Consider the following 17,086-nt stretch of genomic DNA (forward strand, 5'->3'; position numbering starts at 1 on the left):
TGAAGGGTAGTCTACTCTTTCATCGCGTGGTATACGTTCTGCACATCATCATCCTCCTCGATCTTCTCCAATAGCTTTTCAACATCGGCCACTTGTTCGTCGTTAAGCTCCTTTGTTACTTGTGGAATGCGTTCAAAACCAGAGGAAATTATTTCAATTTCACGGGATTCCAATTCCTTTTGAATAGCTCCGTAACTTTCGAAAGAAGCATAAATATGAATGCCATCCTCATCAACAAAAACCTCTTCGGCGCCAAAATCAATCATTTCCAATTCCAACTCCTCCGGGTCCATGCCTTCCCCGTTAATTGTAAAGTTGCAGGTATGGTCAAACATGAATTCTACGGAACCAGAAGTGCCCAAACTACCATTGCATTTATTAAAATAACTGCGAATATTGGCAACGGTACGGGTATTGTTGTCCGTGGCGGTCTCTATTAAAATAGCAATGCCATGGGGAGCATAACCCTCAAAAAGGACCTCTTTGAAATCCCCTTGATTTTTGTCAGAAGCCCTTTTAATTGCCCGTTCAATATTGTCTTTGGGCATGTTAACGGCTTTCGCATTTTGAATAACCGCGCGTAAACGGGAATTTGAATCTGGATCAGGGCCACCTTCTTTAACGGCGATAACAATATCTTTTCCGATTCTGGTGAAAGCTTTGGACATTGCTGCCCAGCGTTTCATTTTACGTGCTTTTCTAAATTCAAATGCTCTTCCCATGTATTTTTTTGATTATGGACGGGGACAAATTTAGCAAAAAATGCTCCTTTGACAAGTTGAGTGACTAATATGCTGATTAGTTGTTTCCAACAATGTTTTCGATGCTTTGGGCGAGGTCAAAATCGTATTGGGTGATGCCCCCAGCGTCATGGGTGTTTAATTTTATGGTAAGTTGGTTATAGACATTTTCCCAATTGGGGTGATGGTTTTGCTGCTCCGCTTCAAAGGCAATACGGGTCATTACGGAAAAAGCTTCCTTAAAATCCTTGAAAATAAAGGACTTGGAGATGCTCTCATTTTCATAGGTCCATCCGTCAAGATTTTTAAGCTGATTTTCTATTTGGGTTGAAGTTAGTTTTTTCATCTTTTATTTATTTTTTATTCCAGCAATTATACGAATTGGTAAATCATTTTCTTTGGGAGGAATAGGACATGAGTAGTTCTTATTGTACGCACAATATGGATTATAAGCTTTGTTAAAGTCGATAACGATGGTATCGCCATCCGGTATTTCCAAATCTATAAACCTTCCGCCGCCATAAGTTTCATTTCCGTTGGTAAGGTCGGTGAAGGGCAAAAACAAATGATTTTTATATTTCTCCGTCTCCCTAAGTTTATGGTTTTGATAAATGTTCAATTTGTGTGTTTTGCCATTTATTTTGAATGTGGCAACCCCATAAATTTCGTAAGTAGGTAATCTATCAGTTGAGGTTTTCATCAAAAAGGGAACGGCATCCACTGCCCTGTCAAATTTTGCCTCTACTTTAAAGTTTTCATCGATGTCAAAAAAATAATGTCCTTTAAATTTTTTAAAATCCTTTTTTGTCAACGGTGATTTTTCTTCATCGCCGTAAAAAGTATTTAGCTCATTTTGAAATTCAATGACTGAGTCTTGGTAGGTTTGGCCAATACTTAGATTCATGCTAAATAAAAAGCTAACAAATACTAATAATCTCATTTTCAATTTCTGGTTTTAATTTAAGTCCCATTTTTGGTTTAGACAGGGTAATTATGAATATTGTCCATTACCCATCCACTGGGAGATGGTGATCTATAATCTCTTGATATTTTATCCACAGATTTTTAGGCAGTTTATTGTGCTTGGGCAAAGCGGCCAGATAACGATCTTCGTTGGTGGTAAAAACACGCTTTAAAATGGGATGGTAGTTGCCCATTTGTTTGATGATTTCTTTAATGAATTCTTCATGTTGAATCAAATCCTTGCTTCCCAAATGGAAAATACCTGTTTTGTTCCGGTTGATGAGGTAATGGATTTGCTGCGTCAACCGGTCATCATTAGTCACATTAATGATTAGATTAGGAAACACCTCAATAGGTTTGTTGTTTTCCAAACTCTCTTTTATTTCCTTTACCCGTGGGGACGTATTTCCAAAAACCATGGGCACACGAAGAATGGCGGTTTTTTCCTTTGGCAACCTCATCATCATGTTCTCTATCTTGATTTTAAGCCTTCCAAATATACTTTCGGACAACGTTTTGTCGTATTCGTAGGAAGGAAACTTGCTATATGCATCAAACACATTGGCTGAAGAGACGAAATACAGTTTCGTCTTATTTTTTATGAGATACTCCATCATATGTTCGTGGGCCTGTATCTGTGCACCAAAATCACCACGGAGGGCGGATATGATGAAGTCAGGGCGAACATTTTCCAAAAGGCTAACGATGTCGTCCTCCCGCATATCATAGCGTAAAAACTGTCCATTATCACCATAAACCGTACTATGACAGTAGGTGCCGAAGGTGTTGAAATAGTTGCAGAGTTCTTTATAAATGGCATTGCCAATAAAACCACTGGCTCCCAGAATAAGTATCTTCTTTTTCTTTTCCAAACATTAAAATATTGACAACCCTGTCATGGTTGTTAGTTTTTCCAGAGCCATCATGCCTAGCTTGGAATTTCCTTTTTCATTAAGCCCAGGAGACCATGTAGCTACACAAAACTCATTGGGCAATAAGGCTACAATTCCGCCTCCAACACCACTTTTACCCGGCAGTCCAACCTCAAAAGCAAACTCACCTGCTTCATCGTAAAAACCACAAGTAAGCATTATGGCATTGATACGCTTTACTTTGGACAAATCGAGATAATTGTTGTTTTGAAGACAATTGCCCCGATTCATAAAAATATAAAAGACCTTGACCAATTGCTCGCAAGACATGCTTAGGGAACAACAATGGAAATAGAAATCCAATACCGTTTCAACATCATTTTCAAGATTGTTGAAAGATTTTATGAGATGGGCCGCAGCGTAATTTCGAAATCCAGTTTTTCTTTCAGAAAGTGCTACACTCTCATCAAATTTTATGGAATCGTCACCAGCTATTCTTCGAACATATTCCAAGAAATCAGCTTTGGGATTTTTTAAATTGGATACCAAAATATCTGATACTACTATAGCACCGGCATTGATCAACGGATTCCTTGGAATCCCATTTTCCATTTCCAAAAGGGATAAATGGTTGAAGGGGTCACCAGAGGGTTCAACACCGACTCGTTCCCATATGCGCTCGCCCAAAAGGGAGTACGCCATGGAAAGTGATAATACTTTAGAAATACTCTGAATTGAAAATCTTTCATCTGAATCTCCAATATTATTTGCTATTCCGTCTTTGTCCAAAATAGACATTCCAAACTTGTTAGGATCTATACAGGACAGTTCTGGAATATAGCTTGCCACTTTGCCCTTATCGGTCTGTTTGGAGACTTCTAGGGCAATGGTGCTTATAATGGATTCAAAATCAGGCATTATTTTTTATAAAAGGGCAATTTTACCACCGTGGCAGGGACTTGGTTCTTTCTAATTTGAATAAAGACCTTGCTGTCAACCTTGGCATTTTCAATGGTTACATATCCTAATCCTATTCCTTGGGAAAGCGAGGGAGACATGGTTCCTGAGGTTACTGATCCAATTTCCGTTCCGTTTGCGTCAACGATGGCATAACCTTGTCTAGGAATCCCTTTTTCATCCAGTTGAAAAGCAATAAGTTTCTTTGAAGGACCCTCTTCTTTTTCCTTAGCCAAAGCTTCGCTGTTCACAAAATCTTTGGTGAATTTGGTAACCCATCCTAATCCAGCAGCAAAAGGGGAGGTAGTGTCGTCAATATCGTTTCCGTAAAGACAATAGCCCATTTCCAAGCGTAAGGTATCACGGGCGGCAAGTCCTATTGGTTTGATGCCAAAATCAGAACCTGCTTCCAGAACCTTGTCCCAAACTTGTTTTACCTCATCGTTTTTACAGTAGATTTCGAACCCGCCAGAACCGGTATATCCAGTTGCGGAAATAATTACGTGCTCAATTCCGGCAAAATCGGCTACAACAAAGTTGTAGAATTTAATTTCGGATAGGTCTATCGACGACAATGATTGCATAGCTTCTACGGCTTTTGGCCCTTGAATGGCAAGCAAGGAATAATCCTCGGAGATGTTCTTCATTACAGCTCCGATGACTTCATTATATTTTGAAATGTGGTTCCAGTCCTTTTCAATGTTAGAGGCATTGACAACGAGCAGATAAGTTTCCTCCTTCACTCTGTAAACGATAAGATCGTCCACAACTCCTCCTATTTCATTCGGTAGATATCCGTACTGTGCTTTGCCAACTGTTAGTTTTGCGGCATCGTTTGAAGTCACTTTCTGAATAAGTTCCAAGGCATTTGGACCTTCAATCAAGAATTCACCCATGTGGGATACATCAAAAACTCCAACAGCTTTTCTAACCGTTTCGTGTTCAACATTTACCCCTTCATAGGAAACAGGCATATTGTAACCCGCAAAGGGAACCATTTTTGCACCCAACGCAATATGGGTATTGCTCAAGGCAGTAGATTTCATATTCAATAATTTTGCTGGGGTAAATTTATTGAATTCGCAATAGCTGATACTACATTCCAGCCAATGTTTTCAACAAACTTTTGTGAATTCTAGCCTAACCTTCAAGTAGATAGGTTTTTAGCTCTTCATAAGTTGAAATCTTAATGGATTTTTTATCCTTTCCCATTACTTTTTGGATTTGGGGAGGAATTTCAGGCGAGATTTCAAGAGTTTCTTCAACAACATCCAAAAACTTGACAGGGTGGGCAGTTTCCAAGAATATACCGTAGGTATCTGGATTGGCTTTTTGATACTCCTTCAATCCCAAATAACCTACTGCACCGTGAGGGTCGGTAACATAATCTGATAAGGAATGCACCTTTTTCATGGCTTCCCTGGTTGTTTCATCTGAAAATGAATAGGAAGAAAGATTTTCTTTTAGTGCATCAAAATTATCTTGGTACAAATGTCTTATCCGGATGAAATTACTTGGATCACCTACATCCATAGCGTTGGAAATGGTGGCTTTGGAAGGTACGGGTTGGTAAACTCCCTTTTTCATAAACTTGGGAACCACATCATTAACATTGGTCGATGCCACAAAGTGTTTTACGGGCATGCCCAGTTTTTGGGCAACCATTCCAGCACAAATATTTCCAAAATTTCCAGAGGGAACGGAAAAAACCATCTCCTTTCCTTTGGAAGAGGCTTGTTTATAAGCAAACAAAAAGTAGAACAATTGCGGAAGCCATCTTGCAATGTTGATGCTATTGGCGGATGTAAGCTTTTTGTGATCAGTTATTTCAGTATCCAGAAATGCGGTTTTGACCATGCGCTGGCAATCATCAAAAGTACCATTGACTTCCATGGCCACGATGTTCTGTCCCAAGGTGGTCAATTGTTTTTCTTGGATGTCACTTACTTTTCCACTTGGATAAAGAATAACGACATTTACACCCTCAACACCTAAAAAGCCATTGGCAACGGCACCACCTGTATCGCCTGAGGTGGCCACCAGAACGGTCACCTCTGTTTTTTCCCCTTTGGAGAAATAACCCATGCAGTTGGCCATGAACCGGGCTCCCACATCCTTAAAGGCCATGGTTGGACCATGAAAAAGTTCAAGGGTCGCTACGTTTTCCTCAATTTCAACAATGGGGAAATCAAAATCCAATACGTCGGATATGATATTTTTAAGGACATCATCAGGAATTTCACCTTCTACAAATTGATGAATGGCCTTGAAAGCAATCTCATTATTGGAAAGAGCAGTGATATTATCAAAAAACTCCTTTGGAAGTGGTTCAATTCTTTCTGGAAAGTATAATCCCTTATCCGGAGCAATTCCTGCTACAACGGCATCTTTGAAAGTTGCCTGTATTTTTGGGTTGTTTAGACTGTAAAAGTTCATAGGTCAGGATAATCTTTTTACGCCTTGAGTATTGACTTTGGATATATGAATGTCGAAAGGAATTCCGATGCTTTGATACGTTTTATGCATAGATTCGGCCACTTTTTTAGCGGTAGCCTCTCCCTTGCTCAATGCAAAAATGGAAGGCCCAGATCCGGAGATTCCACTTCCCAAAGCCCCGGCTTTGGTTGCATTTAATTTTATATCATCAAAAGCTGGAATCAATATGGAACGAATGGGTTCTACAATATGATCTTGTAGTGAGCGACCAATCAAATCATAATCCGATTGAAAAAGTCCAGCTACAAGTCCACCCAGGTTACCCCATTGTTTGATTCCTTTTTCCAAGGTGATATTGGTTTTCAAAATTTTTCTCGAGTCGGACGTTTTTACCTCGATCTGGGGATGTATCACTGTGGCAAAAAGTTCTTCTGGAGTTGGTAAAGGGATAATATCCAATGGCTCATAGCTTCTTACTAAAGTAAAACCGCCATAAAGGGCGGGCGCTACATTGTCGGCATGGGCCACATCACTGGCCAATTTTTCACCTTGCATCGCAAATTGCACCAATTCCATGTTGGAAAATGGCTTGCCCAATAATTCGTTCATGGCCCAAACGGCACCTGCGGAACTAGCAGCACTGCTACCAATACCACTCCCTGGCTTTATTTTTTTATCTATTTCAATTTCAAATCCACCGTCGTAATTGCTTTTTTCAAGTAGGGCCAAACCGGCTACCCCGGAAACATTTTTGGAAGTTTCCAATGGCAAATCTTGGCCAGTAATTTTGCTGATGAAAATCCCTTTTTTTGAAATTTTTCGAACAATCATATCATCGCCAACAGCGTCCAAGGCCAATCCTAGAACATCAAATCCGCAGGAGACATTGGCTATAGTGGCCGGACAGAAAACCTTGATTTCTTCCATCTTAGAAGTTTCCAATTCTGATTATATCGGCAAAGATACCAGAAGCTGTGACTTCCGCCCCGGCACCCGCTCCTTTTATGATCAGGGGTTGACTCGGATAGCGTTCTGTGAAAAACAGCACAATGTTGTCACTTCCTTCCAAATTGTAAAAATCATGTCCTTTTGGAATCTGTTGAAGTCCAACTTTGGCCTTGCCATCTTCAAATTGTGCAACGTATTTAAGCTTGCTGTTGGTATCGGTAGCCTCTTTGTACATTTTTTGGAAATCCGACTCATATTTTTTCAAGGATTCGAAAAAGGCTTCATTAGAAGCTGTTTCCAGACTTTCTTTGGGAAGAAAGGATTCATTTTCAATATGATCTATATCCAATGCATTGCCACTTTCCCTTGCCAAAATGAGAATCTTTCGCATTACATCAATACCACTCAAATCGATGGTTGGGTCCGGTTCTGTATAACCTTCTTCCTGAGCTTGTTTTACAACATCGTGGAAAGTAACTGAATCATCAAAATTGTTAAAAACAAAGTTTAAGCTCCCAGAAAGTACTGCCTGAATTTTGTTTACTTTATCCCCTGATGCTATCAAATGCTTTAGTGTGTCAATAATGGGAAGTCCTGCACCAACATTGGTCTCAAATAAAAATGGAGCGCCGTATTTTTTGGCCAACTGTTTTAGGTCTTTGTAATAATCATAATCGGATGAGCAGGCTATTTTGTTACAGGTGACCACCGAAATGCTATTTTTTAAATAGTCAGGGTAGCTTTGTGCGACTTCTCCGCTTGCGGTGTTGTCTACAAAAACACTGTTTCGGTAATTAAATTCCTTTATGGTGTTAAAAAATGCTTGTTTGTCCGCTTTTTGTCCATTGGACAATGCTTTTTGCCAGTTTTCAAGTGCAATGCCATCTTCATCAAAGGCCATGGTTCTTGAATTGGCAATACCAATGACCCTGATGTTAAGTTTAAGCTCTTCCCGTAAATATTTATTTTGCTGCTGAATCTGTGCCAAGAATCTTGAACCAACATTTCCAACTCCCATTACAAAAAGGTTGAGTTGTTTTATGTTTTCCTCAAAAAACCGTTCATGTAACGAGTTGAGTGCTTTCTTTACATCGGCTTTTTTAATTACGGCAGAAATATTGCGTTCAGAAGCTCCTTGAGCAATAGCTCTGATATTTACATTGTTTTTACCCAGGGTGCTAAACATTTTACCACTTAACCCCTGGTGACTTTTCATATTATCACCGACTAGGGCAATAATGGCCAGGTCTTTCTCGACAATAACGGGTTGAATTTTGTTAGTGCTGATTTCGTATTCAAAAGCTTCATTCACGGCACTGATGGCTTTTTCCACATCTTCATCGGAAATACCCACGCAGATGGAATGTTCTGATGAAGCTTGGGTAATGAGCACTACACTGATGTTTTCTAAGGACAAAGTCTCGAAAAATCGTTTAGAAATACCAGGAATACCGATCATACCGGGTCCTTCTAAAGAAAGTAGGCTAATTCCGCCTACATGACTGATGCCCCTAACTGTTTTTCCATTACCGTTGGTGCTTTTTGTAATCTGTGTCCCGGAATCTTCAGGAGCAAAAGTATTTTTAATTACAATTGGAATTTCCTTATTGAGCACGGGTTCAATAGTTGGAGGGTACAGTACCTTGGCACCAAAATGGGAAAGCTCCATGGCTTCTTCGTAGCTGATATGTTCCACACATTTGGCTTGCTTTACCAATTTGGGGTTTGCTGTGAACATGCCGCTGACATCGGTCCAAATTTCCAACACTTCGGCATCTTGTGCGGCTGCTACTATTGCGGCGGTATAATCCGAACCACCTCTACCCAAGGTAGTGGAATCACCAAGTTGACTTGATGCTACAAAGCCAGGTAAAACCGTAATTTTATGGGAAGCTTCTTTAAAATAAATAGTACAGTTTTGGTTTGTTACTTTGAAATTGACATTGGCCTTTCCAAAGTTGTTGTCGGTAATTATCAACTCCCGGCTGTCCTTCAATGCAGCATCTAAGCCCTCAGCTTTAAAATATTCACTGATGATAAATGATGAGAGCAATTCGCCATAGCTCACTATTTTATCGGATAGTTTTGGTGTGAGTTCGCCAATTAAAAATGAGCCTTCCAAAAGTGTTTCCAGAATATTCAGGTCGCTTTTGACTTGGCTTAAAATACTGCTCTGTTTTTGAACTGGAATAAGCTCTTTTATGACTGCAATATGCCTTTTTTCAATATCCTGAAACTTATTTTTATAGGCTAAATCTTGGTTTGCGGCCAAGTCGGAGGTATTTAGCAAAAGGTCGGTCACTCCGCCGAATGCCGATACCACTACAGCTGTTTGGTCGGCTTTAATACTCGCAACAATGGATTTAACTTTATGTGTATTTTCCGGATTGGCTACCGAAGTACCACCAAACTTTAAGACTTTCATGACTAATTATGTTGTAAAATGTTGAAAATGGTTTAATTAAAACTGACGGAAATAATGTGTAGACTACCCCAAAGGGGTGATAATTGTCAAAGTGAAGAAGGATGAATTGTTTTTCATCATTAAGGGGTTGATATCCGTTAGATTAAATTGCATCGTACAATATTCAAGGTCAAAAGTAGTACTTTTGAATGCTTCATCAAATGATTCTAAAATTTTTACGAAATCAATAGTAATTGTTAATTTTTGTTGCTGAATGAAAATTTTTACTGCCGAGCAAATATATCAAGCTGATAAATTCACAATAGCCAAACAGCAGATTACCAGTGACGAACTCATGGAAAGAGCCGCGCTTAAATTGTTTGAATGGATGCATTCCAGACTTCAGGGCGCTCAGGTTACCATTCATCTTTTTTGTGGAATAGGGAATAATGGGGGAGATGGTATTGCGTTGGCAAGGCACTTACAGGAACATGGTTATACCATTAAGGTCTATGTGGTAAATTATAGTGAAAAGCGCTCGAAGGATTTTCTTCTAAACTTGGAACGATTGAAGGATAGAAAGATATGGCCCGAATTCATCAATGAAGAAACGTGCCTGCCAGAGATTACACCAAATGATATTATTGTTGATGCGATTTTTGGTATTGGCTTGAATCGCCCACCAGAAGCATGGGTGGGCAAAATAATTCAACATATCAATATTTCTTCAGCTTTTGTACTTGCTGTGGACATCCCTTCAGGATTGCCAATGGACAGAAAACCCGCAAGCCCAAATCATGTGATTGAAGCGAGTTATGTTTTGAGTTTTCAGGTGCCCAAACTGGTTTTTTTTCTTCCAGAAACTGGAATTTATGTCAATCAATGGGAGGTACTTGATATTGGATTGGACCAGGAATTCATTTCTACTGCAGAGAATCAGTACCAACTTATTGGGAAATCGGATATTTTGGGTATGTACCGACCCCGACTTAAGTTTTCCCATAAGGGAACCTATGGACATTCGGTGATAATCGGGGGTAGCTATGGAAAAATAGGAGCGGTACAATTGGCAAGCAAGGCGTGTCTAACAACTGGCAGTGGTTTGGTTACGGCCTATGTGCCTGAGTGCGGCTACCAATCTTTGCAGACATTGGCTCCAGAACTTATGGTTTTAACGGATGATGAGGATGATAAAATTACCAAAATCGATATTCCTTTTGCACCCTCGGTGTTAGGAATAGGCATGGGGATGGGCACGGAGGATGATACTGTAAGCGCATTCGGAACATTATTAAAGCAAACTACAACTCCAATGGTCATTGATGCGGATGGGTTGAATATTTTAGCCAAAAACCCCAAATTGTTGAAAGATGTTCCGGAACAATCTGTACTAACCCCACACCCCAAAGAACTGGAAAGATTGGTTGGGAAATGGAGTGATGATTTTGAAAAATTGAAAAAGGCAAAAGATTTTGCAACTAACCATAAATGCGTGTTATTGATTAAAGGCGCCCATACGATAGTTGTTGGTCAACAAAAAAGTTATATAAATACTACGGGCAATCCCGGACTCGCCACGGCAGGAAGTGGGGATGTACTCACAGGAATGATTACAGGGTTAATGGCTCAAGGATATGAATCTTTGCATAGTGCCATTTTTGGAGTCTATTTGCACGGATTGGCAGGAGATATTAAAGCTTCAAATGTTGGATATGAAGCATTAAATGCCTCAGGAATAATTGAAAATATCGGTACTGCTTATATGGAGTTGCTTAGACCACCCGAAAGAACGAACCCTAAAGAAGGAGAAGCTTAAATCTTATTCTTCTTTTTGCTGCTTTTAAGCCTTTTCTTTACCCAGGCCAGAGCATTGTCGAACTCAATAAAGAATTCCATGTTCTTTTTGTAGAAGAGTTTTTCAATCTTAAAGTTGTGCATATCAATTTCCTTCTTGGAAACTATAGCAAAGGCTATTAAGTTTTTCATTCCTCTGAGGTAATTATATACGGTGGGGTCTACGGCATAAGAATTTTTACGAAGGCTTATGTAGCCAAAATTCTTGTCCCTAAAATGTATTTCTGAAATTCCGATGATTTGATAGGTGCGTTCTAGTGTAACGGTGGCGCCTTCTTCAAAAGTAGCAACCATATAATCGTCAAAAACCTGAACACTTCCAATATCTAACTGGTATTCTCGTACAACAACAGCTTTCCTTGTAGAAGCAAATTTCATTCCCCAAATAATTATAGTGTCTCAAGACGAAAGTATGGGGAAAGCCCAGAGACGTGAAAAATAATAGATTAAAAGCTTAAATATCGTATGTATGGCAGTTTTGGGTACAAAAAAAGCCGGCTGTGAGCCGGCTGTATCAATTGTATACTAATGCTATCCATCGGCCTTTGGAGATTTCTCCGGCTTCTTTATGGTGATGCTCAGTTCTTCTTTTTTCTCGTCCAATTCGATAAAAATACTATCCCCTTCAGCAAGCTTAGAATTTACGATTTCCTCAGCAAGGGCATCTTCAATATATTTTTGAATGGCTCTTTTTAAAGGTCGGGCACCATATTGTTTGTCAAATCCTTTATCCGCAATATAATCTTTGGCTTTATCGGATAATTTAAGATCGTATCCTATGTCCTTGATACGCTCATAGAGTTTGTTCAACTCAATGTCGATAATCTTATGAATATCTTCACGTTCCAGCGGATTGAATACAATAACATCGTCTATTCTGTTCAAAAATTCTGGTGCGAAGGCCTTTTTCAAAGCGTTTTCAATTACACTTTTTTGGTGGCTGTCGGCTTGAGCCTTTTTAGCAGCTGTACCGAAACCTACGCCTTGACCAAAATCCTTTAACTGTCTTGCCCCAATGTTTGAGGTCATGATAATGATTGTATTTCTAAAGTCAATTTTTCTACCCAGACTATCTGTCAAATAGCCATCATCCAAAACCTGGAGCAGCATATTGAAAACATCTGGATGTGCTTTTTCAACCTCATCTAAAAGAATAACTGAATACGGTTTACGCCGTACTTTTTCCGTGAGCTGTCCGCCTTCTTCGTAACCCACATATCCTGGAGGCGCTCCAACCAATCTGGAAATCGCAAATTTCTCCATGTATTCACTCATGTCAATACGGATAAGGGCATCTTCAGAATCAAAAAGTTCCTTGGCAAGAATCTTGGCCAATTGTGTTTTTCCAACACCTGTTTGACCTAAGAAAATAAATGAACCGATAGGCTTGTTTGGATCCTTAAGACCAGCACGATTTCGTTGTATGGCTTTGGCCACTTTTGAAACGGCCTCATCTTGACCAATTACAAATCCTTTTATGAGATTTGGAAGTTCGGCAAGTTTATTACTTTCTGTTTGTGCAATTCTGTTTACTGGAATTCCGCTCATCATGGAAACCACATCTGCAACATTATCCTCAGAAACCGTTTCGCGATGTAATTTGCTTTCTTCTTCCCATCGTTCTTGGGCTGCTGCCAATTCCTTTTCCAATCTTTTTTCGTCATCGCGAAGTTTGGCCGCTTCTTCGTATTTCTGCTTTTTGACCACACTGTTTTTAAGCTCCCTTACATCGTCAAGCTGATTTTCAAGTTCCAAAATCTGTTTTGGAACATCCATGTTCACAATATGAACTCGGGATCCAGCTTCGTCAAGGGCATCAATGGCCTTATCTGGTAAAAACCTGTCAGTCATATAACGGTTTGTCAGTTTTACACAGGCTAAAATCGCTTCATCGGTATAGTTTACGTTATGATGATCTTCGTACTTACCTTTGATATTCATCAAAATCTCGATGGTTTCCTCAACTGTGGTAGGTTCAACCATAACCTTTTGAAAACGTCTTTCTAAAGCACCATCTTTTTCTATATACTGGCGATATTCGTCCAACGTGGTCGCTCCTATACATTGAATCTCTCCTCTTGCCAGTGCGGGTTTGAACATATTGGAAGCATCTAAACTTCCGGTTGCACCACCAGCACCTACAATGGTATGTATTTCATCAATGAAAAGAATAATGTCGTCATTCTTTTCAAGCTCGTTCATCACAGCTTTCATTCGCTCCTCAAACTGACCACGATATTTGGTTCCTGCAACCAGCGAAGCCAAATCCAAGGTAACTACACGTTTGTTATATAGAATTCTAGAAACTTTTTTGTTGATGATTCTTAAAGCCAAACCTTCGGCTATGGCACTTTTGCCCACTCCGGGTTCTCCTATGAGCAAGGGATTATTCTTTTTTCGTCTGCTTAAAACCTGCGAAACACGTTCTATCTCTTTTTCCCTACCAACAACTGGATCAAGCTTATTGTCTTCTGCCAATCGGGTAAGATCCCGGCCAAAATTATCCAATACGGGAGTTTTGGATTTCTTGGTCCCTTTTTGGGAAGAACTGGAACCAAATGTACTTTCTTTGGAATCACCGGTGTCTTCAGGGTCGCTTGGGAAAGAAGATTCGGCTTGCGGCGAATCCAAATAATCATCATCGCTGGTGATCATAGATTTAAATTGATCCTTCACATTATCGTAATCTACCTTTAACTTATGTAAAAGTTTTGTGGTGGGGTCGTTTTCGTTTCTGAGTATGCACAGCAACAAATGTGCTGTGTTAATTGAAGAACTCTGAAAGAGCTTGGCTTCTAAAAACGTGGTTTTGAGTGCACGTTCGGCCTGTCTCGTCAGATGCAAGTTCTTTTTGTCCTTTTGGATTGTTCCGGTATTTGGGTTGGCCGGGCTAAGAATTTCCACTTTTCTTCTCAAGTGGTCCAAATCAACATCCAAGGCGTCGAGGATGTTTATGGCCTTACCGTTACCATCACGTAAAAGACCTAGCATCAAATGTTCAGTTCCAATAAAATCATGGCCTAATCTAAGGGCCTCTTCTTTGCTATATGCTATTACGTCTTTTACTCTTGGGGAAAAATTATCGTCCATACATTACCTTTTCAGCAATTAAAATTAATAAAAGTATCATTACCGTAGTCAAATACTGTACCCATAATCGATAAACTTGTTGTAAAAGTCGAAATAAAACGCATTTTTGACAGAGTTTAACAAAGTTTTATCAGCATTTCTTCCTACAATTATACTGTTGATAATTTTTTTAATAAAGTAGAGCGCAACTGTTTTGAAAGGTACGATTTTGCGTATATTGCCGTGATATTTTAACCGCAAAAAACAATTGGATTTTAGCATGGCTGAAGGAGAAAAGTTAATTCCTATCAACATTGAAGATGAGATGAAATCTGCCTACATTGATTATTCAATGTCGGTCATTGTGTCACGTGCTCTGCCAGATGTCAGAGATGGACTTAAACCTGTTCACCGAAGAGTACTTTTTGGTATGCACGAGCTGGGTGTAAGATCTGGTAGTGCGCATAAAAAATCTGCCCGTATTGTTGGGGAGGTCCTGGGTAAATATCACCCACACGGTGATACTTCGGTATATGATGCTATGGTACGTATGGCCCAGGAATGGAGCCTTAGGTATATGTTGGTAGATGGCCAGGGTAACTTTGGGTCGGTAGATGGCGATAGCCCTGCGGCAATGCGTTATACCGAGGCAAGAATGCGCAAAATAGCTGACGAGATGTTGGCAGATATCGATAAGGATACTGTAGATCATCAGCTCAATTTTGACGATTCCTTGCAAGAACCTACGGTTCTTCCAACCCGTGTACCTGCTTTGTTGGTGAATGGAGCTTCGGGTATTGCGGTGGGTATGGCCACCAATATGCCACCACATAACCTTTCTGAGGTTGTGGACGGAACAATTGCCTACATTGACAACAGCGATATAGAGATTGACGAGCTTATTACGCATATAAAGGCTCCAGATTTTCCAACAGGAGGAATCATATATGGTTATGATGGCGTCAAAGAGGCCTTTCATACAGGTAGAGGTCGTGTAGTTATGCGTGCCAAAGCTACTTTTGAAGAAGTACAAGGACGTGAGTGCATTATAGTGACCGAGATTCCATATCAGGTGAACAAAGCTGATATGATCAAGAAAACGGCAGATCTTGTCAATGACAAAAAGATTGAGGGTATTTCTACCATCCGGGACGAGTCGGATAGAAAGGGTATGCGTATCGTTTATATTCTTAAAAGAGATGCCATTCCGAACATAGTGTTGAACATGCTTTACAAGTATACGGCACTGCAATCTTCATTTAGTGTCAATAACATTGCATTGGTCAAAGGAAGACCACGATTACTCAATCTGAAAGAAATCATCCACTATTTTGTGGAACATCGACATGAAGTAGTTGTCCGAAGAACAAAGTTCGAGCTTAAAAAAGCGGAAGACCGTGCCCATATTCTTGAAGGACTCATTATTGCTTCTGACAATATTGATGAGGTAATTGCATTGATCAGGGCATCTTCTAATGTCGAAGATGCTAGAAATGGCTTGATGGAACGGTTTAAACTGACCGAAGTCCAAGCGAAGGCCATTGTAGAGATGCGCCTTAGACAACTTACCGGGTTGGAGCAGGACAAGCTTCGTGATGAATATGATGAATTGCTCAAGACCATTGAAGATTTAAAAGATATTCTTGACAAGAAAGATCGTAGAATGCAGATCATTAAAGATGAGCTGCTGGAGATCAAGGAGAAATATGGAGATGAAAGAAGATCTGAGATAAACTTTGCAGGTGGTGACTTGAGTATCGAGGACATGATTCCAGATGAGCAGGTGGTTATTACTATTTCCCATGCTGGTTATATCAAAAGAACACCTTTATCCGAATACAAGACCCAAAATAGGGGTGGGGTTGGTCAAAAAGCATCTTCGACCAGAAATGAGGATTTCTTGGAACACCTTTTTGTGGGAACCAACCATCAATATATGTTGTTCTTTACCCAAAAAGGAAAATGTTTCTGGATGCGGGTATATGAAATTCCAGAAGGAAGCAGAACTTCCAAAGGAAGAGCTATTCAAAACCTTATCAATATTGAAAAAGAAGATAAGGTCAAGGCATTCATTTGTACCCAAGACCTTAAGGATGAAGATTATGTGAATTCGCACTATGTGATCATGGCAACCAAGAAGGGTACCGTTAAGAAAACATCTTTAGAACAGTATTCAAGACCCCGTCAAAATGGTATCAATGCCATTACAATTAGGGAGGAAGACGAATTGCTTGAAGCAAAACTGACAACCGGAACAAGTCAAATTTTCCTTGGATTAAAATCAGGAAAAGCGATTCGATTTGAGGAAGGCAAGACTCGCCCAATGGGAAGAAATGCTTCCGGTGTTAGAGGTATTTCTTTGGCCAATGACAAGGATGAAGTCATTGGAATGGTATCCGTGCACAATTTTGAAGATGACATCTTGGTTGTTTCCGAAAATGGATATGGCAAACGTTCAACAATAGATGATTATCGGGTTACGAACAGAGGAGGAAAAGGAGTAAAGACCATTTCTATCACGGATAAGACCGGCGGTCTAGTGGCCATAAAGAATGTTTCTGATACCGATGACCTTATGATTATCAATAAATCAGGAATTGCCATTCGAATGGGTGTTGAAGATTTACGTGTTATGGGAAGGGCTACCCAAGGGGTCAGACTTATCAATTTAAAGGATAAAGATTCTATTGCCGCCGTTGCCAAGGTGATGAAAGATGAAGATGCGGTTGAGGAAGTGGATATCCTTGATATTGAGGTGAATGGAGAAGATGGCACGGCAATTGATAATGATACCGACGAAAAGAATAACGATAAAGAATAATCATAAACACTAATAATTACAT

General features: G+C 39.8%; 13 protein-coding genes. 2 read left to right on the plus strand and 11 right to left on the minus strand.

The genetic code is table 11. The features are described 5' to 3' along the window. Window positions 1-11: 11 nt before the first annotated feature. From IAG46_RS00480 to thrA, 9 genes are all read right to left on the minus strand, one after another. On the minus strand, window positions 12-722 hold the full coding sequence (locus tag IAG46_RS00480; RefSeq protein WP_190808359.1) for a YebC/PmpR family DNA-binding transcriptional regulator: 711 nt from the start codon (window positions 720-722) through the stop codon (window positions 12-14). A gap of 76 nt (window positions 723-798) precedes the next feature. Next, the gene (locus tag IAG46_RS00485) at window positions 799-1,086 is read right to left on the minus strand and encodes a 4a-hydroxytetrahydrobiopterin dehydratase (RefSeq protein WP_190808360.1); all 288 of its coding nucleotides are present in this window, start codon (window positions 1,084-1,086) and stop codon (window positions 799-801) included. Window positions 1,087-1,089: 3 nt separating this feature from the next. Next, window positions 1,090-1,680, minus strand: a complete 591-nt coding sequence (locus IAG46_RS00490; protein WP_190808361.1) for a DUF1684 domain-containing protein — start codon at window positions 1,678-1,680, stop codon at window positions 1,090-1,092. Between the two features lie 67 nt (window positions 1,681-1,747). Beyond that, the gene (locus tag IAG46_RS00495; RefSeq protein ID WP_190808362.1) at window positions 1,748-2,575 is read right to left on the minus strand and encodes a sugar nucleotide-binding protein; all 828 of its coding nucleotides are present in this window, start codon (window positions 2,573-2,575) and stop codon (window positions 1,748-1,750) included. 3 nt (window positions 2,576-2,578) lie between these two features. Next, complete coding sequence (locus IAG46_RS00500; protein ID WP_190808363.1) at window positions 2,579-3,493, minus strand: glutaminase; 915 nt, start codon at window positions 3,491-3,493, stop codon at window positions 2,579-2,581. Further along, the gene (gene gcvT, locus IAG46_RS00505) at window positions 3,493-4,578 is read right to left on the minus strand and encodes a glycine cleavage system aminomethyltransferase GcvT (protein ID WP_190808364.1); all 1,086 of its coding nucleotides are present in this window, start codon (window positions 4,576-4,578) and stop codon (window positions 3,493-3,495) included. The genes IAG46_RS00500 and gcvT overlap by 1 nt, the downstream gene beginning before the upstream one ends. A gap of 94 nt (window positions 4,579-4,672) precedes the next feature. Then, window positions 4,673-5,968, minus strand: a complete 1,296-nt coding sequence (gene thrC, locus IAG46_RS00510; protein ID WP_190808365.1) for a threonine synthase — start codon at window positions 5,966-5,968, stop codon at window positions 4,673-4,675. 3 nt (window positions 5,969-5,971) lie between these two features. Next, a complete protein-coding gene (locus IAG46_RS00515) occupies window positions 5,972-6,895 on the minus strand; it encodes a homoserine kinase (protein WP_190808366.1) in 924 nt (307 codons plus the stop codon). A gap of 1 nt (window position 6,896) precedes the next feature. Further along, the gene (gene thrA, locus IAG46_RS00520) at window positions 6,897-9,341 is read right to left on the minus strand and encodes a bifunctional aspartate kinase/homoserine dehydrogenase I (RefSeq protein WP_190808367.1); all 2,445 of its coding nucleotides are present in this window, start codon (window positions 9,339-9,341) and stop codon (window positions 6,897-6,899) included. Between the two features lie 253 nt (window positions 9,342-9,594). On the opposite strand from thrA, the gene IAG46_RS00525 reads away from it, so the two are divergent. Further along, on the plus strand, window positions 9,595-11,136 hold the full coding sequence (locus IAG46_RS00525) for an NAD(P)H-hydrate dehydratase (protein WP_190808368.1): 1,542 nt from the start codon (window positions 9,595-9,597) through the stop codon (window positions 11,134-11,136). Here IAG46_RS00525 and IAG46_RS00530 read toward each other — a convergent pair. Both IAG46_RS00530 and IAG46_RS00535 read right to left on the minus strand, forming a co-directional pair. Continuing rightward, the gene (locus IAG46_RS00530) at window positions 11,133-11,552 is read right to left on the minus strand and encodes an STAS/SEC14 domain-containing protein (protein ID WP_190808369.1); all 420 of its coding nucleotides are present in this window, start codon (window positions 11,550-11,552) and stop codon (window positions 11,133-11,135) included. The genes IAG46_RS00525 and IAG46_RS00530 overlap by 4 nt on opposite strands. A 153-nt stretch (window positions 11,553-11,705) precedes the next feature. Further along, window positions 11,706-14,264, minus strand: coding sequence for an ATP-dependent Clp protease ATP-binding subunit (locus IAG46_RS00535; protein WP_190808370.1), 2,559 nt, complete (start codon window positions 14,262-14,264; stop codon window positions 11,706-11,708). Between the two features lie 259 nt (window positions 14,265-14,523). Here IAG46_RS00535 and gyrA point away from each other — a divergent pair, with 259 nt between their 5' ends. Continuing rightward, entirely contained in the window at window positions 14,524-17,064 is a 2,541-nt protein-coding gene (gyrA, locus tag IAG46_RS00540; protein ID WP_190808371.1) for a DNA gyrase subunit A, read from the plus strand. Window positions 17,065-17,086 lie beyond the last annotated feature (22 nt).

Source organism: Flagellimonas sp. S3867, from assembly GCF_014698935.1.
Taxonomy (GTDB): domain Bacteria; phylum Bacteroidota; class Bacteroidia; order Flavobacteriales; family Flavobacteriaceae; genus Flagellimonas.